The organism is Flavobacterium sp. (assembly GCF_024305175.1).
Taxonomy (GTDB): Bacteria; Bacteroidota; Bacteroidia; order Flavobacteriales; family Flavobacteriaceae; genus Flavobacterium.
In genome coordinates this window covers 1-23,836 of the sequence record NZ_JAMWYY010000030.1, presented here as the reverse complement: position 1 = coordinate 23,836, position 23,836 = coordinate 1, and the positions used below count along the sequence as shown (strand labels likewise).

Sequence of the window (23,836 nt, the reverse complement as noted above, 5' to 3'; positions counted from 1 at the left end):
AACCTTTTGTACAGTTTGATGCTCTATACAGGTAAAGAGACATAATTGTGATGGATGAAAAACTCATAGATGCATGCAGGAAAATGCACCGCGACGCACAACGACGGGTGTATGAGCATATGGCGCCAAAGCTGTACTATACCTGCAAAAGGTACCTGAAGAGTGAAGAGCTTATAGAAGAGGCAATGGCTGATGCCTTTTATACCATCTTTACCAAACTGGACCAACTGAAAGAAACCGCGGCTTTTGAAGCCTGGGCACGCAAAATTGCCGTGAACCAGTGCTTGCTGAGCCTGAAGCGGAACGTGAACTTCAATATTTATATTGAAGACATGGCAGCGGCAGCCGAACCTTCGCAAACCCATTCGGCCGGGCTTGAGGAAGAAGACCTGCTGCACCTGCTTACCTACCTGCCCGAAGGCTGCAAAACTATTTTTAATTTGTATGCCATAGAAGGGTACTCGCACAAGGAGATAGCCTCCATGCTGAACATTAGTGAGGGAACATCCAAATCACAATTAAACGTCTCCCGAACCAAACTGAAGGAATTAGTAAACAATGTTTATTACCAAAACGTGAACAGCAATGGAAAATCAAGATAAAATATACGAACAGTTTAAAGAGGCTGCCGGTAAAGCCGAACAAAAGGGTTTTGACCGTATGGAGGCGGTATGGAGCCGCGTAGAGGAAAAGCTGGACGAGAAGAAAAAACGCCGTGGCATAGCATGGTGGAAATATACAGGCGCAGCCGCAATGCTTTTGCTGTTCATCAGTATAGGCAACCTTATTATGCGTAATGATGCCGACCCGGTCGTAAACCCAAATGTGGCACCGGAACGCAATGTTACTACGGTTATTGATACACAAAAGGTAAATGAGACTTTTACTACGGAGCGCCAAGTAGAACATATTATCGCAGATATTGATACAACACCTAAAAACAAATTTGAAAAATCAAATCCTATCGATAATAGTTATTCGTCCAAAGAATATATTATTAATGGAAGGCATGTTGTAGAAGAAGTAAAATATAAACCGCTTGAGGCTCAGAAAAAGGTAAATACTCCTGTAGTAGAAAGCGAAACTATGGTGCTAAGGTCTCCCAGATATTTTAATGATGTAATAGCTAAACCAACAGCAATACAAGGATATGTTAACCAATCGTTATCCAACTCGGCAACTATAAGCCAAAACCCCGATAATCAATATTCGGCGGTCACTTCTAATCGTTATCCTATAAAGAGAGAGGATGAGAAATATAATGAACGTAAAGCAGCAGCTATAACAACATTATCTGCTGAAGAAGTTGAAGACAGAGCCAATGCATCTGTACTTCGAAGTTTACAAGGCCAAGTTGCGGGGCTTAACATAGCTACAGGTAAGGGGCAACCCGGTGCTGACACTACAATAGTACTACGTGGTATTGGCAGCATAAATGGTGATACTGAACCTTTGTTTATTGTAGATGGAGTACCCGTAGATGAAGATGGTTTCAGGAGTATAAATCAAAATGATATAGATTCCTATGAAATATTAAGCGATGCTTCAGCTACTTCTATATATGGCAACAGGGGCGCTAACGGGGTAATACTGATAAGCACAAAGTCAGGGGCATTTCAGGAAGCACATTATGAAAGGCCTGAAGAAATTAAAGCAAAGTTAGACAACATCAGCAGGCTACCCGGAGAAAACACTGTATATATTATTGACGGCATTGTTGTAGATGAAGATGTAATCGATACGTTAAATCCTAATGACATTGCAACTTGTGACATTTACAAAAATGATCCGAATACGTTGTTATACAGTAACCGTGGCAATAGCCCTACAGTAGTATTCAAGACAAAAGGCGGCCTCTCTAAAAAAACAAAAAGGCTTATTGAAAGAAGCAGGAAAAATAATAGCGATACTCCACAACGATTAGAATTTCAGCAAGTAAAACCAAAAGCTAAAATACAGGTTGACCAGGAAGAATATGAATCTTTTGAAGAAAATAAGTTTGAAAATACGGCAACAGTACCGCTTTCCACTTTCTCTATTGATGTTGACAATGCCTCTTATACTAATGTGCGTCGCTTTTTAAACAACGGGCAAATAGTGCCAAAAGATGCTGTTCGGGTTGAAGAAATGATCAACTTTTTTAAATATCAGTATCCGCAGCCAACAGGTAACGATGTGTTCTCTATTAATACCGAGTACAGCGATGCGCCGTGGAACCCAAAACACAAGCTATTAAAAATTGGTTTGAAAGGTAAAGACATACCAACTGCCGATTTACCTGCATCCAACTTTGTGTTCCTGATAGATGTATCGGGTTCGATGAGCGACAGCAACAAACTGCCACTACTAAAGCAGTCTATGAAACTGCTGGTAAACCAGATGCGGCCGCAGGACAGGATAGCTATTGTAGTATATGCCGGGGCGGCAGGCCTCGTGCTGCCTTCTACCAGCGGGGGCGAGAAAAGCACCATCATCAATGCATTGAATAAACTTGAGGCAGGCGGCAGCACCGCAGGGGGAGCAGGTATAGAGCTTGCTTACAAAACCGCACTGGAGAACTTTATAAAAGGCGGCAACAACCGTGTGATACTGGCAACGGATGGCGACTTTAATGTTGGGGCATCGTCTAACACCGATATGCAAACACTTATTGAGGAGAAGCGCAAAAGCGGAGTGTTCCTTACCTGCCTGGGCTACGGCATGGGTAATTACAAGGACTCTAAAATGGAAATACTGGCAGATAAAGGCAATGGTAACTACGCGTACATAGACAATATGCAGGAAGCCGACCGTTTTTTACAGAAGGAATTTAAAGGCTCTATGTTTGCCATAGCTAAAGATGTAAAAATACAGATAGAGTTAAACCCTAAACATGTGCAGAGCTACCGCCTGATTGGGTACGAGAACCGCAAGCTACGCAATGAAGATTTTGCCAACGATGCCATAGATGCGGGAGAGCTGGGGAGTGGTCATACCGTTACGGCATTGTATGAGATAATTCCGGTGGGTGTGGAAAGTGACTACTTTACTCCTGCCCCGGAACTTAAATACAGCGAGCCGGTAAAAACATCGGGTAACTATAGTGATGAGCTTGCCACCATAAAATTCCGCCACAAAAAACCGGATGAAGATGTAAGCAAAGAAACGGTTAAGGTAATTCCTAATGTGGTAACACCATTAAGCAATACCTCGGGCGACTTTAAGTTTGCGGCTGCCGTGGCTTGGTTCGGGTTAAAGCTTAGGGACAGCAAGCTGGTACCCAATAAAGAAACCAAAGCCATTATTGAACTCGCCAAACAGGGACAGCAACCCGACCCCGAAGGTTACCGCGCGGAGTTTATCCGATTAGTGGAGATGGTGGAGTAGCTCAGCTTTTAGCTTTTAGCCAATAGCAATTAGGCAAGAGGCAACAGAATTAAATTGTAAAGAAAATATGAAATTAACAGTATTAGTGGCTTTTATGATGTTAACTGGTATCAGCTACAGCCAGGAGATAATCCCAATCCCGAGAGATACGCTTTACATAATAGATGGTGTACCCGAAACTTCGTATGGATTTCAAAACATAAAATCTGAAGATATCATCAGTTTCAAAATTCTGAAAAATACTGATGATTTAGCAATCCTGAACTGCCGAAACCCGGATAGAGTAATCATTGTGATAACAACTATAAAAGCACTAACAAAACGTGAACGAAGAAAATATGAAAAGAAAAAATTACAAATACCTTAAAAGCATAATTTTAAAGGCTTTTTTATTAATGTCATTTCTCAGCTACAGTCAGCAAAGTGGTCGAGATGAAAATTCAAAACCCTTGCCTTTTGCGCAGGTAACGCCTGAACAAAAGTTTAAATACGACAGCAAGAGAAACTCTTTTACCATTTATACCGTTGGAGGATTAAAACCTTACAGCCATGAAGCTACGGAAACTTTTCAGAAAAAGTTCGATATTACTTATCATGATTTCGGCTGCATTGCTCCGGCAAACATGACTTTTTTTGAAACATATAACTTACTTGTCTTTCAGCACCTTCAAAAGCAATACGGTAACGACTGGCAAAAAGACATCAGGGACAATGTAATAGGCATCAATAAATGGAAAGAGCGTAATAAATAGGTTTAGTTTAGTTAAATTGAAAAAGGCACCACGTTCATGTAGTGCCTTTTCTAATTTATAGCGCCGGCCTGTAATCTGAAAGCTAAAAGCTGAAGGCTGAGAGCTATCAGCTATTTATCTATCTCCCGAAGATTCTCCATCTTTTTAAGCTCAAGGAAACCTTTAATATCTTCAAAATGTTCTTTAACACGTTTGTTACCAAATTCAAAAACTTTGGTTACCAAACCGTCAAGAAAGTCCCTGTCGTGCGATACCAGTATCAGCGTACCGTCAAAAGCATTTAGTGCATCTTTAATAATATCCTTGGTTTTCATATCAAGGTGGTTGGTAGGCTCATCCAGAATCAGTACGTTAACCGGCTCCAGCAACAGCTTTATCATAGCCAGTCGCGTCTTCTCCCCTCCTGATAGTACTTTTACTTTTTTAGTAGTATCATCTCCGCTAAACATAAACGCGCCCAGCAGGTTTTTTATCTGTGTGCGGATATCACCTTCGGCAATCCTGTCTATTGTTTCAAAAACGGTAAGTTCACCATCCAGTAACGATGCCTGGTTTTGGGCAAAATAACCAATTTTTACATTGTGCCCCACTTCCAGTTTCCCCTGAAAGTTAATTTCTCCCATTATTGCTTTCACCATTGTAGATTTACCTTCGCCGTTTTTACCAACAAAAGCAACTTTTTGCCCTCGCTCTATAACCATATCGGCATCTTTAAATACAACATGGTCGCCATAAGCTTTATACAATCCGTTTACCACAACAGGGTACTGGCCCGAACGCGGTGCAGGCGGAAATTTTAATCGTAATGCGGAAGTATCTACCTCATCAACCTCTACCAACTCCAGCTTTTCAAGCATTTTTACACGGCTTTGTACCTGTAGGGTTTTAGAGTATGTTCCTTTAAAACGTTCTATGAATTCTGTAGTTTCAGCAATCATTTTTTGCTGTTCCTCATACGCCTTTTGCTGATGCGCACGGCGGTCTTTTCTTAATTCCAGGTAATGGGAGTATTTAGCCTTATAATCGTAAATACGCCCCATGGTAACCTCTATGGTACGCGTGGTTATGTTATCTACAAATGCACGGTCGTGTGATATTACCATTACTGCTTTGGCACTGTTAACAAGGAAATCTTCCAGCCACTGGATACTTTCAATATCCATGTGGTTGGTAGGTTCATCCAGTAATATAAGGTCGGGTTTTTGCAGCAGTATCTTAGCAAGCTCTATACGCATGCGCCACCCTCCGCTGAACTCCGAAGTTGGCCTGTTAAAGTCCATACGGGTAAAGCCCATACCTTTCAGTACCTTTTCTACCTCGGCTTCATAATTCACCTCTTCTATCGAATAGAATTTTTCACTAAGCTCCGATACCCTTTCGATAATTTTATAATATTCTTCCGACTCATAATCGGTACGTACTGTAAGCTCTTCATTAAGGGCATCTATTTCCTCCTTCATTTTGAATATCTCAGCAAAAGCCTTGCTTGTTTCTTCGAAAACCGTTGCATTGTCTTCTGTAAGCAAATGCTGTGGCAAATAAGCAATTACGGTGCCTTTTGGCGCCGAAACGTTACCCGATGATGGTTTGTTTACACCTGCCAGTATTTTTAGCAGGGTACTTTTACCCGCACCATTCTTGCCCATAAGGGCAATTTTATCGGTTTCGTTAATAGAGAAAGAAACATCGCTGAAAAGAGTGGTACCGCCAAATTGTACCGATAGGGCATCTGCAGTTATCATTACCTGTTTGATTTTGAAGGTGCAAAGATAATGGAAAACTATAAACGGCAACCGGCTATTGCTGTTAACCGAATATAAAAAATAAGCCCGCCTTAAAAGACGGACCTAAAAAAAACACACTCAGTCCATAATTTTGTTACCCTCCTGCATTCAGGATAACTTAATAGTGTAAAGTAACATATCGTGGGCGAGACCGTAACAGGCAAATTAGAATATGCGTTATCCGGTTTAGTATATGGTTATTAGCAGTTAGTATTTGCTATAGCTGAACTTTGCTGTAGGAGTTGATACGGTCTAAATTTAATATGGTTTTGGTATTATCATCATTTTCTTCATACATCATGTTAAACTTAGCGCCATATATAATTTCATCAAAAGTATAAGATGTGCCTGATGAAACCGTACTGCTGAAAACATCATCAAAGGCTTTTATATAAACAATTATTTCGCCTTCGGTAGTATCAAAGTCTTCTTTAGTAAACCCAAAGAAAGGGCTTTCTTCATTTATTGGGTGTACCAATGTCCAGCTTAGGGTTAGCGCATTTATTTTTTGCAGCTCAAGGTCAAGCGTATAAAATTTATTAACCATGCTGCCGTTTTCTTCTACGCTCATACCAAGTGTCATTCGTGCTTCGGCATCAATAAGGTTGGTGTTCTTAAAGGGAGTCATGCGTATCATGAATGCCGAACCGTTGCGGTAGGGCGCTATAACCGCATTTTCTGAAAACCTTATAAACGCCCTCGGCCTGCTAAACCTGCCGTAAAAAAGCCCTGTTGCTATAGCAAAGCTAAGCAGGCCCGTAAGTGCTTCGGTTGCAGCAAGGGCACTTGTTAAAAAGCCATTGGGGCTTATATGCCCGTAACCGACAGTAGTAAAAGTCTGTGCGCTGAAGAAATATGCCTTGCCAAACTTTAGCCATTCCGAGCCCTCACTGGCATCTATCCCATCAAGGTACTCTATGCCTATTGCATAATATAGTGCTGCAAAAATAAAATTGATACCTGCATAAAAAAGAAAAAGCAGGCCTATAAACTTCCAGGCCGGTAAGCCCTGCATGGTGTGGTACCAGCTAATGCGGCTTAAAAACGGCACTCCCCTTTTCTCTACATTGGCAGAGCCATCTTTATTTATAAAGCGCCCGCCATAGCTGCCGGGATTGGTTCCGAAACCGGTACTATTGCTTGTCTTGGCGCGGATATTTATTTTTTTGAATACGTTCATTTTTATATGATATGTGACTTTAAATCTAAATTTAAGGTATAGACTTCCAATTTATATGGCTAAAATAATATATTTGAAGAAGTTTAAAACATCCGATTATGAAACAAATTTTTACGATTCTTCTTACTGTTACTGCGTTTGTCGCAAATGCGCAATGGGTTGCGTTATCTTTTCAGCATGATAACCTTAATGAAATATTTTTCCGAGATTCACAGCATGGCTATGTAAGCAGCTTTTCTGAAGATGCAAATCCGCAATTATTTACAACTACTGATGGCGGTATAAACTGGACAGAAATAACACTGCCTGAAATTGGCAATAATAAAAAGATTACATCAATACATTTTACAGATGCCCAAAATGGATTTTTAACTACAGATGCGTTAGGCATTAACCTAAGGACTGCTGACGGCGGGCAAACCTGGACAGTTACAGACTGTGGCTCACAATATCCGGGTAAAGCCTACTTTAAAAATGATGGGACAGGATTTTTTTGGAATCATGAATTATTTCAAACATCTGACTATGGTGGGAGCTGGAATTTTTTAGGAATTCCTGACGGAGGTCCAATGATACATGATTTACATTTTATCAATGATGGTGGTAGTATCGGCTTTGCCATAAAAGACTGGGGTATTGTAAAAACTACTGATAATGGGCAAACATGGAGTGGAATCAGTTTTGGATATGAATACTCAGGAGACTCTTATATCCATTTTCTTAATGAAAATGTAGGTGTGGTTAGTGATGCAAGCTTAATATACAAAACTACGAATGGCGGACTGAGTTGGTATGACATATCAATCCAGGATATTGGCGGAAGTAAAATACATATGATTACTGAAGATTTAATTTTCTGTAATCCGGGACAGTATAGCATCTCAAAATCATTAGATGGTGGTGCAACATGGCAACCTACTTATATCTTCGGCACACAAGATCTTTTAACGGTAGCTATTAATTTTGACTTTCCCGATAATAATGTTGGTTACGCAATAACCGAAAGCGGCAATATTTATAAAATTGATGTAGCTGCTTCTTCAGAAAAATTTAATGCTGATGCAGTAACAGTTTACCCTAACCCTGCCCGCGATATACTGAATATCGAAAGTAATGAGCAAATTACATCTTATATCATAACCGATCTAACAGGTAAAACAGTATTGAAGGGGCGTTTCAGCAATACGATAGATGTATCCGGCCTTAGAACCGGGATGTATTTCCTTAAAACAGGAAATTATAAAACAATCAGGTTTATAAAAGAGTAAAATAAAAGCCCCTGAATAGGGGCTTTTATTTATTATCTGCTTAAATACATTTTTCTTCTTGAATACAGCTCGTAAAACTGGTCATCTTTAAGGTCTTCTATAAACAGGATACTTTCTCCTGTACTCTTCATTTCAGGCCCGAGCTTTTTGTTTACTCCCGGAAACTTGTTGAAGGAGAATACCGGTTGCTTGATAGCATAACCTTTTAGCTGCGGGTTAAAAGTGAAGTCTTTTACTTTTTTCTCGCCCAGCATTACTTTGGTGGCATAGTTTACATAAGGCTCGCCGTATGCCTTGGCAATAAAAGGTACGGTTCGCGATGCACGCGGGTTAGCCTCTATTATATATACCGTATCATCTTTAATGGCAAACTGTATGTTGATAAGCCCAACGGTTTTAAGTGCCAGCGCAATCTTTTTGGTATGGTCTTTTATCTGTTGCATTACAAATTCACCAAGGTTAAAAGGCGGCAATGTAGCATTACTGTCGCCACTGTGCACACCGCATGGCTCTATATGTTCCATAATACCGATGATGTAAACATCCTCCCCATCACAAATGGCATCTGCTTCGGCCTCTATAGCTCCGTCAAGGTAATGATCAAGTAACAGCTTGTTGTTTGGTATGTGTTTCAGTAATTCGATAACGTGCTCTTCAAGCTCCTGCTTGTTAATCACTATTTTCATACCTTGTCCACCCAACACATAAGATGGCCTTACCAGTAAGGGAAAATCAAGGTCATCAGCAAGCTTAACGGCTTCTTCAGCGCTTTCTGCCACACCAAACTTAGGGAATGGTATGCCAAGTTCGCTCAGCAGTTCAGAGAAACGTCCGCGGTCTTCAGCAAGGTCAAGCGCCTCAAAGCTGGTACCCAGTATTTTTATACCATAGCGGTCAAGTTTTTCAGCAAGCTTAAGTGCAGTTTGCCCGCCAAGCTGTACTATAACGCCTTCCGGCTTTTCATGACGTATTATATCATAAATATGCTCCCAGAATACTGGTTCAAAGTAAAGCTTATCTGCTATATCAAAGTCAGTAGAAACTGTTTCAGGGTTACAGTTTATCATAATGGTTTCATAGCCGCATTCAGAGGCTGCCAGCACACCGTGCACACAAGAGTAATCGAACTCAATGCCCTGCCCTATCCTGTTTGGCCCGGAACCAAGCACTATTACTTTTTTACTGTCGGAAACCACGCTTTCGTTAGATACATATTTAGTGCCGTCGGCTCTTTCAATTTCTGCCTCAAAGGTTGAGTAGTAATATGGTGTCTGCGCCTTAAATTCAGCGGCACAGGTATCTACAAGCTTGTACACACGCTTCACGCCCATTTCTTCGCGCTTGTTGTACACCTGGCTTTCCAGGCAGCCTACCATGTGCGCTATCTGCCTGTCGGCAAAACCTTTTTGTTTCGCTTCCAGCAGCAGCTCTTTCGGCAGTGTGTCTATAGTGTAGTTTGATATTTCTTTTTCCAGTGCATACAGCTCCTCATACTGCTTAAGGAACCACATATCAATCTGGGTAATTTCATGGATTCGGCTTAACGGTATACCCATTTGTATGGCATCATATATGGTAAACACCCTGTCCCAGCTTGCGTTGGTAAGCTTATCTATAACCTGCTCATAGTTGGTGTAGCCTTTACCGTCGGCACCAAGCCCGTTACGCTTAATTTCAAGCGACTGTGTGGCTTTGTGCAGTGCTTCCTGAAACGAACGCCCTATACCCATTACCTCGCCTACCGATTTCATCTGGAGGCCAAGAGTACGCTCTGCCCCTTCAAACTTATCAAAGTTCCAGCGTGGTATTTTTACGATAACATAATCAAGTGTTGGCTCAAACAATGCCGATGTAGATTTTGTTATCTGGTTCATTAGTTCGTCAAGATGGTAACCCAGCGCAAGTTTAGAAGCTATCTTGGCAATTGGGTAGCCTGTAGCCTTAGATGCCAAAGCCGATGAGCGCGATACCCTCGGGTTTATCTCTATGGCAACAATATCTTCTTTTTCATCAGGGCTAACGGCAAACTGCACGTTACAGCCACCGGCAAAGTTACCAATGCTGCGCATCATTTTTATAGCCATGTTACGCATCCTTTGGTAAGTAGTGTCGCTTAAAGTCATGGCCGGCGCAACAGTTATACTGTCACCTGTGTGGATGCCCATAGGGTCCATGTTTTCAATCGAACATATAATAACAACGTTATCATTCTTATCGCGCAGCAATTCCAGCTCATACTCCTTCCATCCGAAGAGTGCTTTATCTATAAGTACTTCGTGTATTGGCGATGCCTCAAGGCCGCGTGTAAGCAGCTCGTCAAAATCTTCTTTGCGGTGCACAAAAGATGCCCCCGTACCGCCAAGCGTAAACGAAGGGCGTATAACCAGCGGGAAACCAAACTCCTGTGCTATTTCTTTACCTTTAAGGAAAGAGTTAGCCGTTTTTGCAGGCGCGGCAGGTATGCCTATACGCTCTAAAAGCTGCTTAAACTGTTCCCTGTCTTCGGTTATGTTTATGGCATTTATATCTACCCCTATCAGCCTCACGTTAAAGTCAGACCATATCCCTTTTTCTTCAGCCTCAAGACAAAGATTAAGGGCCGTTTGCCCACCCATTGTTGGCAGTACAGCGTCAATTTCAGGATGCTCCTTCAATATCTCTATAAGAGATTTTGTTGTAAGTGGCTTCAGGTACACATGGTCGGCCATGCTGGGGTCGGTCATAATGGTTGCCGGGTTAGAGTTTATCAGTATAACCTTGATACCTTCTTCCCTTAATGAGCGCGCCGCCTGAGAGCCGGCATAGTCAAATTCGCAGGCCTGGCCTATAACTATTGGCCCGGAGCCGATAATAAGAACCGTTTTAATGGAGTTGTCTTTTGGCATTTTGTGTTGTTGTAGTTGTAGTTATTACTTTAGGAGTACAAAGTTAGTATTTATTTTAAAAAATGCCCCGCCGTTGGCAGGGGTTACAGTTTTTATATGGTATAAAAAAAGGCGTTACCTTTATTAAAGTAACACCTTTATGTATGCTTTGTTATAAAACATTATTTTTTATGCCTTGGTTCGCTAGAAACTGTTAGTTTATGCCTTCCTTTAGCCCTTCTGCGAGCAAGCACCTTCCTACCGTTGGCAGAAGCCATTCTTTCCATGAAACCGTGCTTGTTCCTTCTTTTTCTTTTTGATGGTTGAAACGTTCTCTTACTCATTGCTTTGTATCTTTAAATCTTAATGTAATGTCTTTTTAAGGGCATCAGGAACACTAATTCCAAAACCGAGTGCAAATATACAAAGCTTTTTTTTACTCACAAGTGCTTTTGTAAAATTATTTTTAATTCATTTTCTTACCTTTGCACCGCAAAATTAAACATTACTGCTATGTATAACAAGAATATAAAATTAGTACTTGCCGCCCTTATAGTTATAACCGCAATTTGGCAATTTACCGATAAAAACATAGGTAATGGCATTGCCCTGCTACTGTTGGCAGGTATGTTTATCTTGCTGTACTTTAAAAATGAAATTATTATAATGGCTTTTTTTAAACTGAGGAAGCAGGATTTTGACGGCGCTAAAAAGTTACTTGATAAAATAAAAAATCCCGAAGCGGCACTTGTTCGCAAACAACAGGGTTACTATAACTACCTTAACGGGCTTATGCTTTCTCAAACCAACCTTACACTGGCAGAAAAACACCTTAAAAAAGCCGTAGAGCTTGGCCTGAGCATGAATCAGGATATGGCAATGGCAAAGCTTAACCTTGCCGGTATTGCACTTACCAAGAGACGTAAAATGGAAGCCACACAGCTACTTAATGAGGCTAAAAAACTGGACAAGCACAATATGCTTAAAGACCAGATAACCATGATGAAGCAGCAGCTTAAAAAGATATAGTTTTAATTATCGGTTATCATAATTTCTACGCGGCGGTTGGCAACGCGCTCTTCTTCATTCTTTTCTGGTAGCGGATATACCGGCCTTGTACTGCCAAAGCTTTTATAAGACAGCCTGTCTTTATCTATACCACTATTAATAAGAAACTGGTATATAGCTACTGCCCTTCTTAATGATACATCGTTTTGCTCTACCTCCTGGCAGCAAATATGCCCCTGTATTTCTATTTTGAGGTTAGGATTATCCTTCAATATCTGTAAAAGCTCAATGAGTATAGGCTGCGACTCCCTTAATATTATGTCTGAATTATTATAAAAATTAAGGTTGGGCAATTTTAATATATCGCCTTTTTTAGCTGCCTCAACTGCTTTTGCAAAGGCTTTTACTTCATTCTGGGGATTTTCATAATATACCACTACTTTACGGTTTTCATCCTGGTTGGCGGCATAATCAAATTCTTCACCAAACCCTTTTACTTCGGCATCGGGCACCACCTCTACCTTACCTGCATTTAATTGTTGTAATGCATAGGCGGCACGCCGCTGCGATAGCGCTATATTATATTCAGGTGTGCCTACAGTATCGGCATAAGCATATACTTTTAACACCTTAGCAGAAGGATTTTCGGCAATCCAGTCAGCCAGCTTTTTTTGTGACGGCTTGTTTGCCTCATCTATATCAAAATCAAAATAGGCTGTAAAATTTTGTTGTGCCGATATATCTAAACAAGCGCCAAGAAATGCCGATAGCAGAAAGATTTTTTTCATTATGGATAATTTGTAAGGATAACTTCAAAACTACAAATTTTAGTATAAAAAAAGCCACGCTGTGCGTGGCTTTAGTAGTATTATGTATGAATTATCGCGTAAACAGGAGTTCTCTGTATTTGGTAAGTGTCCATATCTCATCATCAACCAATAGCTCCAACTTGTCGCAGTGGTTCCTTATAACATCAAAGTATGGTTTTACCTTTTCGCAGTAGGCATCTGCCATAGCCTCGGCATTTTCAAGTGCATTGGCATTCCTGCGCTCCTCGGTCATTTCTTCCACTTTTGAGTTAATACCTGCAATGTGCTCAGAAATTTCGCGGATAAGCGTTATCTGTTCCTTGCCTATTGATTCGTACTCGCTGCCGAATATCTCCTTAAGGCCTTTAACATTCTCGATAAGGATGTTTTGGTAACGTATAGCTGTAGGTATAACATGGTTGCGGGCGATATCACCCAGTACCCTGCCTTCTATCTGAATTTTCTTGGTATATTCTTCAAGCTCAATTTCATAACGTGCCTCTACTTCAACATGGTTCATTACCTTAAGTTCCTGAAACAATGCAAGTGATTTCTCAGAAACCTTTGCCTTAAGCGCTTTAGGAGTGGTTTTGTTGTTGCTAAGCCCACGCTTTGCCGCTTCCTGCTCCCATTCGTCGCTGTAGCCGTCACCTTCAAATAAAATGTTCTTGGTTTCCTTGATGTATTCCCTTAGCACATTAAATATGGCATCGTCTTTTTTCATGCTTTTATCGCTGATAAGGGCATCGACTTCTTTCTTAAAGTCCCTTAGCTGCTTGGCAACTATGGCATTAAGTATAGTCATTGCATTAGCACAGTTAGCACTTGAGCCTACCGCACGGAATTCGAACTTATTACCTGTAAAGGCAAAAGGAGAAGTCCTGTTCCTGTCGGTGTTATCAAGAAGTACATCCGGAATTTTACCAACTACGTTAAGTTTAAGGTCGGTTTTCTCTTCAGGAGAAAGTTTGCCTGAGGATACACCCTCAAGTTCTTCCAGCACTTTTGTAAGCTGCTGCCCGATGAACACCGATATAATTGCAGGGGGAGCCTCGTTAGCGCCAAGCCTGTGATCGTTAGATGCTGTAGCAATAGAAGCCCTTAACAGTTCTTCATTTTCCTGAACAGCCTTAATAGTATTGATGAAGAATGTAAGGAACTGAAGGTTGCTCATAGGGGTTTTACCCGGGCTAAGCAGGTTAACACCTGTATCTGTAGCCATACTCCAGTTATTGTGCTTACCGCTACCGTTAACACCTTTAAACGGCTTTTCATGCATCAGCACTTTAAAGTCGTGGCGCTCGGCTACCTTTTGCATAATGTCCATAAGCAGCGAGTTATGGTCTACCGCAAGGTTAGCCTCTTCAAATATTGGCGCAAGCTCAAACTGGTTAGGTGCAACTTCGTTGTGGCGGGTTTTAACCGGTATGCCAAGCAGCATACATTCGTTCTCAAGGTCGCGCATGTAGTTAAGCACCCTTGTTGGTATAGAACCAAAGTAGTGGTCTTCCAGCTGCTGCCCCTTTGCCGAGGTATGCCCCAACAGCGTGCGGCCTGTTATCATAATATCCGGCCTTGAGTTGGCAAGTGCCGCATCTATAAGGAAATATTCCTGCTCCCATCCTAAGGTAGCAGTAACTTTTTTCACATTTTTATCAAAATAGCGGCATACATCTGTTGCAGCGTCATCAACGGCACTTAGCGCCCTTAAAAGAGGAGTTTTATAATCAAGCGCCTCTCCTGTATACGATACAAACACTGTTGGTATGCATAGTGTAGTACCATATATAAATGCAGGTGATGTCGGATCCCACGCTGTGTAACCGCGTGCTTCAAAAGTATTCCTTATACCACCGTTAGGAAAGCTGGATGCATCCGGCTCCTGCTGTACAAGCTGGCTTCCGCCAAACTTCTCTACAGGATCGCTGCCATCAAAAGATGTTTCAAAAAAAGCATCATGCTTTTCGGCAGTAGAACCTGTTAACGGCTGAAACCAGTGTGTATAATGGGTTACACCTTTGCTTAATGCCCACTCTTTCATACCCATGGCAACATAATCTGAAATCCTGCGGTCTATTTTTGTTCCATGCTGCATTGCATTTTTCACGGCCTGGTAAGCTTCAGGCGTTAAAAATTGTCGCATTGCTTTGTCATTGAACACGTTGCTACCAAAAATAACCGACTTTCTGTCAAGTTCTTCAACTTTTACCGGTTTTCTGCCGGCGGTCTCCTTTAAAGCCTGAAAACGTAATGTAGACATGGAACTATAATTTTATTTGTTATTGTTTAAAAACAGGTGCAAATATACAAAAAAATTATTAACACAAACAATACCCCCTATTTTTTAAGGGGTAACATCTATAATTCTAATCAAAAAAATGTTGTAACACCCCTCTAAAAATTACCTTCAAGACACATGCGCATAATATTTTGATAACCTTAGTAAAAATACAGCACTAAAACCGTGCAGTAAATACAAAATCTGCAACAAAAGCCTGAAATTTGTTAATTAAAATATAAAATTCCTACATAAATAAACTGTGTGTTAAATATTATATAAGCAAATTGCGGTTTGGCTACTGATTGTCTAATTTAGCTCAATAATATAAATCTAATAACTAAAGCTATGAACAATAAAAAATTAGCCATTGGTATTGCAGCAGGCGCTGCACTGGCAGGAGCAGCATATTTAATGTACAAGAACAAATCTAAAAAGAAGGCTTTCCGCGAAACAGTTGAAGGAGCGAAGGATAACATGAGGGGCAAGCTTAATGAGCTGCAACGCAAAGCTGAAAAAGAATATAAGAATGCTCCTTCTGAAACTAAAGATGCTGTTAACTCTGCTAAAGAAAGAGCTAACAACTGGGTAAACAAAACAAGCAACGCTTAAACCTGCCCGTTTAACATAAACAGTACACAGCCCATTATAAAAAACTGCTAAACACTCAGACTGCCATGAAAGCCAGGAGAAACACAGGGAAGCATCTGCAACCTTATACAAAATACTTAAAACAACTTGCTACTCAGGATATTTCCGGCACAGATAAAATGCCGGAAATATTATTCTTAACCACATTCCCGCCAAGGCAATGTGGTATAGCAACTTATTCGCAGGACTTAATAAAAGCACTTAATAATCAATATGTAAACTCATTTTCGCTGAAAATATGTGCACTTGAAAATGCAAATGAAAAACACGAATATGAAGATGTAGATGTTAAGTATAAGCTTGATACATCAGAAGAAGCTTCTTATAAAGAACTTGCGCTGGCTATAAATGCAGATGATAACCTGAAAGCTGTGCTCATTCAGCACGAATTCGGGCTTTTTGCCGATGGTGTACAACATTTTAATAATTTTATTAATGAGGTTAAGAAACCGGTTACAGTAGTTTTTCATACTATATTACCCGGCCCTGATGATAACCTGAGGAAAAATGTACAGCATATCCTTGACAGGGCAGACTCTGTTATTGTAATGACAAACAATGCTGCTGATATACTGTTGCGCGATTATACCACAACAAAAGATAAAATTGCAGTTATACCTCATGGCACACACCTTGTTCCTCACGCGGATAAAGCAGAGCTAAAACAAAAATATGGCTTTGAGGGCAGAAAAGTATTATCTACTTTCGGGCTTTTAAGTTCGGGTAAGAGCATTGAAACAACACTGGATGCACTGCCTGCAGTGGTAGATAAGTCTCCTGAAGTGTTGTTTTTAATTATCGGAAAAACGCACCCGACAGTAGTACTGCACGAAGGTGAACAATACCGTGAGTCTCTCGTTCAAAAAATACAAAAGCTGGGGCTGGAAGAAAATGTAAAGTTTATCAATAAATATGTACCGCTGCACGAGTTACTGGACTATTTGCAGATGACAGATATTTACCTGTTTACAAGCAAAGACCCAAACCAGGCGGTAAGCGGCACATTCTCATACGCACTTAGCTGCGGTTGCGCCATTATCTCTACACCAATACCCCATGCTAAAGAAGTACTTGCCGGCGATACAGGATTGACTTTTGATTTCGGCAATTCTGAACAACTGGCAGAATGCATCAACACATTATTATTTGATGTGAACCTGCGTAACAACATGATGCTTAACGGACTGCATAAAATAAACCCTACAGCCTGGGAAAACTCGGCAGTAGCACATGCAAAAGTGTTGCAGAAAGCCTGCGGCAACTTAAAACTGCAATACAGGAACCTTAAAATAAACCTTGATCATATTAAAAGGCTAACTACCGATTTCGGTATGCTGCAATTCAGCCAGCTTAACAGGCCGGATATAAATTCAGGTTACACACTTGATGATAATGCACGTGCTCTAATAGCTATTTGCCAGTACTACAAGCAGCACAAAGATAAAAGTGTACTTAAATATATTGAGATATACCTCAATTTTATAGACCATTGCCAGTGTAAAGACGGCAGGTTTATGAACTATGTAGACTATAACACCAACTTTGGTGTACAAAACCGGAATGAAAACCTGGAAGACAGTTCAGGCAGGGCAATGTGGGCTTTAGGATATGTTATATCGCTTTCACAAATACTCCCTCAGGAATTCTCCCAGAAAGCAGAGGCTATGTTCCAGAAGTCACTTGGCCTTACCAAAAATATTTATTCTACAAGAGCTATGGCTTTTGTTATTAAGGGGCTTTATTACTACAACCGCCAAGTAAAAGATACCGACACCCTTATTTACATAAAACTGTTTGGTGATAGGCTTGTACAGATGTACCGCCACGAAGCTGACAGCAACTGGAAATGGTTTGAAAACTATCTTACATATGCAAACAGCGTATTACCGGAAGCACTATTGCTTTGCTATGCTATAACCGGTGAAGAAGTCTATAAAAATGTTGCCAAGGAATCATTCGATTTTTTACTTACCACGATTTTTGACGGCGAGCGTATAAAGGTAATTTCTAACAAAGGCTGGTACTTTAAAGGTACTGCTAAAGAGCATTATGGCGAGCAGCCAATAGATGTTGCATATACCATACTCGCGCTTCGCAAGTTCCATGATATTTTTAAAGAAGAGGATTACCTTACTAAAATGGAAATTGCCTTTAACTGGTTTTTGGGCAACAACCACCTTCAACAGGTTATATATAACCCATGCACAGGAGGATGCTTTGACGGCCTTGAGGAGCACAGCGTAAACCTTAATCAGGGTGCCGAATCAACCGTTAGTTATCTTATGGCAAGGCTAACCATTAATAAATATTTTGGTAACCCAGATAACATTTATTTCAGGAAAAGGATTAAAGCTGCAAAAGTAAACATAACAGGGGCTTTAAACCTTTAAACAGATAGACACATCTATTTTATAAATAGTAAAAGGGGGCAGCTATATGGCTGCCCCCTTTTTGGTTATATGTAAGTATTTTGTTGGAGGATTACTGTTTGGCTACCTTTATGGTTTTAACAGCTCCCTGTGAAGTTACTTTTACGATATAAGTTCCTGCGGATAGCTGCGCCATGTCAAGCTGCATTGCATTGCTGCTGCCGCTTCTCTCTAGTACAGACTGGCCTAACAGGTTGTAAACAACCACGTTTTCTATGGCATTGCTGTAGTTTAGTGTAAGCACGTCTTTTACCGGGTTGGGGTGGTAACGGAATGCTGCTGAGTCAAAGCTTTCTGTACTTAACACAACTTCTATTGTTACTGCAAATGGTGCGCTTTCGCATCCGTCTATTTCCTGGGTTACATACAGGGTTTGTGTTTCGGTAATTTCATAGTCGCTGTCAAGTTCGTTGTCGCTGTTCATGGCATCTTCTTCTGATGCATACCAGTTAAGCTCGCCTGTGGCGTCTATTTCAATATCTTCAAAGGTCAGTGTGGCAGGGCCGTCAAATTCCTGGATTGCTTCTCCTGTTGGTGCAGGCACTACGTTCAGGGTTACGGTTACGGCTGTGCGCTCACTTTCGCACTCGCCCTCTACAGCGGCGGCGTAATAGGTGGTGCCATCGGTAAGCATCGTTTCGATATCCAGTGGCTCTCCTCCTGTTTCGTCAGCATACCATACTACATTGTCGCCTTCTGCCATAAGCTCTTCAAGTGCTGAGCCGTTACAAACGGTTTGCTGGGCATCGGCTACCGGGGCTTCAACACTTTCTGCCGGCTCCAGTACTACTGTAAAGGGTTCGCTGGTACAGCCCAGTTCGTTTTCTACATAAACCATGTAGGTTCCGCCTTCAAGCCCGCTGAATACATTCGAAGCCTGGAAGTCGGCGCCGTTGATGGAATATACCAGGCCTGCTCCTGTTGGGGTATTAATGGTTATACTACCTGAATTGACGGCACATGTGGGCTGTACAACGCTTACGGTTGGTGTATCTATTGTAACAACGGTAACGGTTACTGCTGTACGTGACTGGCTTTCGCAGCCGCCTTCGGGTATTTGTGCTGCGTAGTAGGTTCCGTTTGCAAGTACGGTTTCTTCTTCTAAAGGCTCACCGCCTGTTTCTGTGGTGTACCATACTATTGTATCGCCATCGGCTGAAAGGCCTGCTACGGTTGCTCCTGCACAGAATTGTTGTTCTGCAAGGGCTGTCGGTGCTTCTGTATCGCAGGTTACTGTCAGTACACCGCTCACATTGGTGGTGCCGTCCCAGTAGCCGCCGCCTGTCGGGGTGTAGCCGCCGTAGGTGTAGGGGCCGTCCTGTAACTGGAAACGGCTGGCATAGTAATAGGTGCCCGGCTCAAGCCCGGCGCCTATGTCGCCCATGAATTCATCGTTGTTGCCGGTTACGGCTGTGTTGTAGGTGGCCGGTATCCAGGTATCCCATGTAGCCGGGTCGGTGTCTTCTTCACTGATGCCTATCCACGCGGTAACGCCTGCGCCGGGGCCTGCGCCCGGGGTAACGCCGTCTTCATAGGCCTGGGCATATACTGTACCGGTCTCGCCTACTGAAAGTTCCATTGTGGGTGGCCATTGAAGGTTTACGTAGTCAAGCTGTAATTGTGATACAGAAAGATTATCTATATACACATAGTAATCAACCCCATCGGGAAAAGTAGTTGTAGGGTCAGCATAAATACGTAAATAAATTTGTGCTGCCACCGGAGGTGTAAATGTTGCATTGAAAGAACTACAGTTGTTAGATTCTACATGATTTTCAGGCGTTATATTCACAATTTCAGTCCATGGACCTGTACTGGATGTAGCATACTCAAATGTAAGGCTACCCCATGATGTACTGTTTTGAACTGCGCTATCATATGGAGGTCCTGAAGCCCAATTAACAAGCCTGTAGTTAAACTGTAAAGTAGCGGGTGTTCCATCAGATGCTCCCATGGTTGGCGATACAGATTCGGCAGAAAGCGTAAAAATATCCGGAAAGCTAAAAACACTCGCTCTTAAAGAACCTGTACCATCACAAGGTTCCTGTAAGGTACGTGAAAAACCAAGACCCTCCCATTGCGGTGTGGGGTTTTCAAAGTTTTGGGTAAAATTTAATTGTGCATAGCTACTAAACGAAAAAGCAGCAAAAATCATAAAACTGTAAAAGAGTAAACGTAAAGTTGATCCCATAATGTAAGTTTAAATCATTTATATATTGATAATTATCAGCACACAATATTATACCCGCATGTTAAGGAAAGATTATTATTTAACACACATTTAACGTTTGTTTTGCAAATAAACATATTGAATTTCAACACTTTATTTGTCATGCCTGGGGTTATGAAGTAAAAGTAAACGCAACAGGGGCTTTAAACCTTTAAACAGAAAGACACATCTATTTTATAAATAGTAAAAGGGGGCAGCTATATGGCTGCCCCCTTTTTGGTTATATGTAAGTATTTTGTTGGAGGATTACTGTTTGGCTACCTTTATGGTTTTAACAGCTCCCTGTGAAGTTACTTTTACGATATAAGTTCCTGCGGATAGCTGCGCCATGTCAAGCTGCATTGCATTGCTGCTGCCGCTTCTCTCTAGTACAGACTGGCCTAACAGGTTGTAAACAACCACGTTTTCTATGGCATTGCTGTAGTTTAGTGTAAGCACGTCTTTTACCGGGTTGGGGTGGTAACGGAATGCTGCTGAGTCAAAGCTTTCTGTACTTAACACAACTTCTATTGTTACTGCAAATGGTGCGCTTTCGCATCCGTCTATTTCCTGGGTTACATACAGGGTTTGTGTTTCGGTAATTTCATAGTCGCTGTCAAGTTCGTTGTCGCTGTTCATGGCATCTTCTTCTGATGCATACCAGTTAAGCTCGCCTGTGGCGTCTATTTCAATATCTTCAAAGGTCAGTGTGGCAGGGCCGTCAAATTCCTGGATTGCTTCTCCTGTTGGTGCAGGCACTACGTTCAGGGTTACGGTTACGGCTGTGCGCTCACTTTCGCACTCGCCCTCTACAGCGGCGGCGTAATAGGTGGTGCCATCGGTAAGCATCGTTTCGATATCCAGTGGCTCTCCTCCTGTTTCGTCAGCATACCATACTACATTGTCGCCTTCTGCCATAAGCTCTTCAAGTGCTGAGCCGTTACAAACGGTTTGCTGGGCATCGGCTACCGGGGCTTCAACACTTTCTGCCGGCTCCAGTACTACTGTAAAGGGTTCGCTGGTACAGCCCAGTTCGTTTTCTACATAAACCATGTAGGTTCCGCCTTCAAGCCCGCTGAATACATTCGAAGCCTGGAAGTCGGCGCCGTTGATGGAATATACCAGGCCTGCTCCTGTTGGGGTATTAATGGTTATACTACCTGAATTGACGGCACATGTGGGCTGTACAACGCTTACGGTTGGTGTATCTATTGTAACAACGGTAACGGTTACTGCTGTACGTGACTGGCTTTCGCAGCCGCCTTCGGGTATTTGTGCTGCGTAGTAGGTTCCGTTTGCAAGTACGGTTTCTTCTTCTAAAGGCTCACCGCCTGTTTCTGTGGTGTACCATACTATTGTATCGCCATCGGCTGAAAGGCCTGCTACGGTTGCTCCTGCACAGAATTGTTGTTCTGCAAGGGCTGTCGGTGCTTCTGTATCGCAGGTTACTGTCAGTACACCGCTCACATTGGTGGTGCCGTCCCAGTAGCCGCCGCCTGTCGGGGTGTAGCCGCCGTAGGTGTAGGGGCCGTCCTGTAACTGGAAACGGCTGGCATAGTAATAGGTGCCCGGCTCAAGCCCGGCGCCTATGTCGCCCATGAATTCATCGTTGTTGCCGGTTACGGCTGTGTTGTAGGTGGCCGGTATCCAGGTATCCCATGTAGCCGGGTCGGTGTCTTCTTCACTGATGCCTATCCACGCGGTAACGCCTGCGCCGGGGCCTGCGCCCGGGGTAACGCCGTCTTCATAGGCCTGGGCATATACTGTACCGGTCTCGCCTACTGAAAGTTCCATTGTGGGTGGCCATTGAAGGTTTACGTAGTCAAGCTGTACAGGTGGCAGTATGTTTACAAGATAGTCTTCTGCCTGACCCCATCCGTTTTCTTCACCACAACTGTCTATTGTATATTCGTCATAGTTCTTAACAATCCTCATCATGGTTAGCCCTTGCATGGCATCTAAAGGTATATATATTTCACCTGTAGCTTCCTGCCCGTCTTCACCGTCAGAGTTTTCTATAGAGCCTATTTCAAATGCTTCGCCTATAAATTCAAATTCGCCATTGTGGTTAAAGTCAATGAACACTGTAAAGAATGTTTCATAATCGCCATTGGTGTTACCTTCCAAAGCAATATCATAGGTACCTCCTGCATTTACCTGAGCAGGTGCAACGTTTGTAAAGTTTTCAAGAGAAGGGCTTGCATCAGTTTCGGGAGAAGACGCGTTATCAATCCCTGCAAACTCAACATTGGTTATCGGCTCGACAATCGACCAAAACTCAATATCGCAATAGCATGGAATACCTGAAGCTACCACCTGAACAGGAGTACTGTTTACAGACTGTCCGCTTGCCGTACAGGTAATTACTGCCCTGTACCATGTGGTTACTGTTTGAGTGGTTACATAGGTATCATCTTCACCTCCTGTTGCAACATCTGTAAAATCTGTACCATTGGCAGATGTTTGCCACTGGTATTCAAACCCTGATGCCGAAGCAAATGGTAGTGAAAGTGTGATATCTCCTTCCTCACATGAAAATGCTGTTGATGTTTGTGTGGCAACTACTGCAGGTGTACCCGTACATGCCGGTAGTGGCTGCTCTACTACATTTATTTCATCAAAGAAGAATAAAAAGTCATTCGAAAGATCACCAAGCTCTGCAACAACATAAATATAGAGCTCTACACCTGCGGGTGGTGTAAATGTAGCCGTACGCGTAGCACAATCAGCAGACTCTATATGATTGTCAGGATCAATAGTTTCGATAAGAGTAAACGGCCCTGTAGGAGATGTGGCGTAGTAAACCTCAAAATAACCCCAGTCATCTGCATTTTGTACAGGTACGGTAGGATTCTCAGCGGCATATTCCAGAAGTTTATACTGGTAGGTAAGCGTGATCTCTGTACCCGCTGTGGTACCAAGAGCCGGAGAGGTCATTTCTGCAAAATACCCGAAAAAGAAACCATCATAAAGGTTGGCATAGAGTGAGCCCGTTCCTTCACAGGAAACACCGTCAGCTTCATAAAAGTCGTACAAATCCCAGTTATGGGTATCATCGTCAAAACTTTCTGAATAATTAATTTGTGCATAACCGCTAATGGATAATGCAGCAAAAATGGTAAAGCTGTAAAACAGCAATCGTAGATTTAACTTCATATGTAACAATTTTAATGGATTAGTTTTTTAAAATTAACATAATTAGTAATCTATGACAGAATTAATCACAACTATAACTGTC

The 23,836-nt window shown here is 42.0% G+C and carries 16 protein-coding genes; 8 read left to right on the top strand and 8 right to left on the bottom strand.

What is annotated here, in order from left to right; all coding sequences use genetic code 11:
* The first annotated feature begins 83 nt into the window (after nucleotides 1-83).
* The 4 genes from Q0K96_RS08950 (at nucleotide 84) to Q0K96_RS08935 (ending at nucleotide 4,118) form a co-directional block, all read left to right on the top strand.
* Nucleotides 84-602 carry a sigma-70 family RNA polymerase sigma factor gene (locus Q0K96_RS08950; RefSeq protein WP_297333677.1) on the top strand — a complete coding sequence of 173 codons (519 nt, stop codon included), beginning with the start codon at nucleotides 84-86 and terminating at the stop codon, nucleotides 600-602.
* Nucleotides 586-3,366 carry a von Willebrand factor type A domain-containing protein gene (locus Q0K96_RS08945; RefSeq protein ID WP_297333661.1) on the top strand — a complete coding sequence of 927 codons (2,781 nt, stop codon included), beginning with the start codon at nucleotides 586-588 and terminating at the stop codon, nucleotides 3,364-3,366. The genes Q0K96_RS08950 and Q0K96_RS08945 overlap by 17 nt, the downstream gene beginning before the upstream one ends.
* A 67-nt stretch (nucleotides 3,367-3,433) precedes the next feature.
* Nucleotides 3,434-3,733: a hypothetical protein gene (locus Q0K96_RS08940; protein ID WP_297333660.1), complete on the top strand. Its 300-nt coding sequence runs from the start codon at nucleotides 3,434-3,436 to the stop codon at nucleotides 3,731-3,733.
* A gap of 28 nt (nucleotides 3,734-3,761) precedes the next feature.
* The gene (locus Q0K96_RS08935; RefSeq protein ID WP_297333659.1) at nucleotides 3,762-4,118 is read left to right on the top strand and encodes a hypothetical protein; all 357 of its coding nucleotides are present in this window, start codon (nucleotides 3,762-3,764) and stop codon (nucleotides 4,116-4,118) included.
* Between the two features lie 110 nt (nucleotides 4,119-4,228).
* Here the strand turns inward: Q0K96_RS08935 and Q0K96_RS08930 are convergent, their stop codons facing one another.
* Both Q0K96_RS08930 and Q0K96_RS08925 read right to left on the bottom strand, forming a co-directional pair.
* On the bottom strand, nucleotides 4,229-5,860 hold the full coding sequence (locus Q0K96_RS08930) for an ABC-F family ATP-binding cassette domain-containing protein (protein WP_297333658.1): 1,632 nt from the start codon (nucleotides 5,858-5,860) through the stop codon (nucleotides 4,229-4,231).
* Nucleotides 5,861-6,119: 259 nt separating this feature from the next.
* Complete coding sequence (locus tag Q0K96_RS08925; RefSeq protein ID WP_297333657.1) at nucleotides 6,120-7,082, bottom strand: ion channel; 963 nt, start codon at nucleotides 7,080-7,082, stop codon at nucleotides 6,120-6,122.
* 98 nt (nucleotides 7,083-7,180) lie between these two features.
* Between Q0K96_RS08925 and Q0K96_RS08920 the strand changes: the two genes are divergently transcribed.
* The gene (locus tag Q0K96_RS08920; protein WP_297333656.1) at nucleotides 7,181-8,350 is read left to right on the top strand and encodes a YCF48-related protein; all 1,170 of its coding nucleotides are present in this window, start codon (nucleotides 7,181-7,183) and stop codon (nucleotides 8,348-8,350) included.
* Nucleotides 8,351-8,382: 32 nt separating this feature from the next.
* Here the strand turns inward: Q0K96_RS08920 and carB are convergent, their stop codons facing one another.
* Both carB and rpmH read right to left on the bottom strand, forming a co-directional pair.
* Nucleotides 8,383-11,235 carry a carbamoyl-phosphate synthase large subunit gene (carB, locus tag Q0K96_RS08915; protein ID WP_297333655.1) on the bottom strand — a complete coding sequence of 951 codons (2,853 nt, stop codon included), beginning with the start codon at nucleotides 11,233-11,235 and terminating at the stop codon, nucleotides 8,383-8,385.
* Between the two features lie 161 nt (nucleotides 11,236-11,396).
* A complete protein-coding gene (gene rpmH / locus Q0K96_RS08910; RefSeq protein WP_026979292.1) occupies nucleotides 11,397-11,558 on the bottom strand; it encodes a 50S ribosomal protein L34 in 162 nt (53 codons plus the stop codon).
* A gap of 169 nt (nucleotides 11,559-11,727) precedes the next feature.
* Here rpmH and Q0K96_RS08905 point away from each other — a divergent pair, with 169 nt between their 5' ends.
* Nucleotides 11,728-12,243: a DUF2892 domain-containing protein gene (locus Q0K96_RS08905; RefSeq protein WP_297333654.1), complete on the top strand. Its 516-nt coding sequence runs from the start codon at nucleotides 11,728-11,730 to the stop codon at nucleotides 12,241-12,243.
* A 2-nt stretch (nucleotides 12,244-12,245) separates the two neighbouring features.
* On the opposite strand, the gene Q0K96_RS08900 is transcribed toward Q0K96_RS08905, so the two are convergent.
* Nucleotides 12,246-13,010 carry an OmpA family protein gene (locus Q0K96_RS08900; protein WP_297333653.1) on the bottom strand — a complete coding sequence of 255 codons (765 nt, stop codon included), beginning with the start codon at nucleotides 13,008-13,010 and terminating at the stop codon, nucleotides 12,246-12,248.
* Between the two features lie 91 nt (nucleotides 13,011-13,101).
* The gene (locus tag Q0K96_RS08895; RefSeq protein WP_297333652.1) at nucleotides 13,102-15,291 is read right to left on the bottom strand and encodes a glutamine synthetase III; all 2,190 of its coding nucleotides are present in this window, start codon (nucleotides 15,289-15,291) and stop codon (nucleotides 13,102-13,104) included.
* A 366-nt stretch (nucleotides 15,292-15,657) separates the two neighbouring features.
* Between Q0K96_RS08895 and Q0K96_RS08890 the strand changes: the two genes are divergently transcribed.
* Together Q0K96_RS08890 and Q0K96_RS08885 are read left to right on the top strand one after the other, a co-directional pair.
* A complete protein-coding gene (locus Q0K96_RS08890) occupies nucleotides 15,658-15,921 on the top strand; it encodes a hypothetical protein (protein WP_297333651.1) in 264 nt (87 codons plus the stop codon).
* Between the two features lie 65 nt (nucleotides 15,922-15,986).
* The gene (locus Q0K96_RS08885) at nucleotides 15,987-18,350 is read left to right on the top strand and encodes a glycosyltransferase (RefSeq protein WP_297333650.1); all 2,364 of its coding nucleotides are present in this window, start codon (nucleotides 15,987-15,989) and stop codon (nucleotides 18,348-18,350) included.
* Nucleotides 18,351-18,441: 91 nt separating this feature from the next.
* Here Q0K96_RS08885 and Q0K96_RS08880 read toward each other — a convergent pair whose 3' ends face one another.
* Both Q0K96_RS08880 and Q0K96_RS08875 read right to left on the bottom strand, forming a co-directional pair.
* Nucleotides 18,442-20,580 (bottom strand): T9SS type A sorting domain-containing protein, encoded by a 2,139-nt coding sequence (locus Q0K96_RS08880; protein WP_297333649.1) that lies wholly within the window; start codon nucleotides 20,578-20,580, stop codon nucleotides 18,442-18,444.
* Between the two features lie 285 nt (nucleotides 20,581-20,865).
* Nucleotides 20,866-23,754: a GEVED domain-containing protein gene (locus Q0K96_RS08875; protein WP_297333648.1), complete on the bottom strand. Its 2,889-nt coding sequence runs from the start codon at nucleotides 23,752-23,754 to the stop codon at nucleotides 20,866-20,868.
* Nucleotides 23,755-23,836 lie beyond the last annotated feature (82 nt).

Bases quoted from the DNA above. Each gene is read 5' to 3' on its own strand.
- Q0K96_RS08950 (WP_297333677.1), top strand. From the start codon at position 84: ATGCACCGCGACGCACAACGACGGGTGTATGAGCATATGGCGCCAAAG.
- Q0K96_RS08945 (WP_297333661.1), top strand. From the start codon at position 586: ATGGAAAATCAAGATAAAATATACGAACAGTTTAAAGAGGCTGCCGGT.
- Q0K96_RS08940 (WP_297333660.1), top strand. From the start codon at position 3,434: ATGAAATTAACAGTATTAGTGGCTTTTATGATGTTAACTGGTATCAGC.
- Q0K96_RS08935 (WP_297333659.1), top strand. From the start codon at position 3,762: ATGTCATTTCTCAGCTACAGTCAGCAAAGTGGTCGAGATGAAAATTCA.
- Q0K96_RS08930 (WP_297333658.1), bottom strand. From the start codon at position 5,860: ATGATAACTGCAGATGCCCTATCGGTACAATTTGGCGGTACCACTCTT.
- Q0K96_RS08925 (WP_297333657.1), bottom strand. From the start codon at position 7,082: ATGAACGTATTCAAAAAAATAAATATCCGCGCCAAGACAAGCAATAGT.
- Q0K96_RS08920 (WP_297333656.1), top strand. From the start codon at position 7,181: ATGAAACAAATTTTTACGATTCTTCTTACTGTTACTGCGTTTGTCGCA.
- carB (WP_297333655.1), bottom strand. From the start codon at position 11,235: ATGCCAAAAGACAACTCCATTAAAACGGTTCTTATTATCGGCTCCGGG.
- rpmH (WP_026979292.1), bottom strand. From the start codon at position 11,558: ATGAGTAAGAGAACGTTTCAACCATCAAAAAGAAAAAGAAGGAACAAG.
- Q0K96_RS08905 (WP_297333654.1), top strand. From the start codon at position 11,728: ATGTATAACAAGAATATAAAATTAGTACTTGCCGCCCTTATAGTTATA.
- Q0K96_RS08900 (WP_297333653.1), bottom strand. From the start codon at position 13,010: ATGAAAAAAATCTTTCTGCTATCGGCATTTCTTGGCGCTTGTTTAGAT.
- Q0K96_RS08895 (WP_297333652.1), bottom strand. From the start codon at position 15,291: ATGTCTACATTACGTTTTCAGGCTTTAAAGGAGACCGCCGGCAGAAAA.
- Q0K96_RS08890 (WP_297333651.1), top strand. From the start codon at position 15,658: ATGAACAATAAAAAATTAGCCATTGGTATTGCAGCAGGCGCTGCACTG.
- Q0K96_RS08885 (WP_297333650.1), top strand. From the start codon at position 15,987: ATGAAAGCCAGGAGAAACACAGGGAAGCATCTGCAACCTTATACAAAA.
- Q0K96_RS08880 (WP_297333649.1), bottom strand. From the start codon at position 20,580: ATGGGATCAACTTTACGTTTACTCTTTTACAGTTTTATGATTTTTGCT.
- Q0K96_RS08875 (WP_297333648.1), bottom strand. From the start codon at position 23,754: ATGAAGTTAAATCTACGATTGCTGTTTTACAGCTTTACCATTTTTGCT.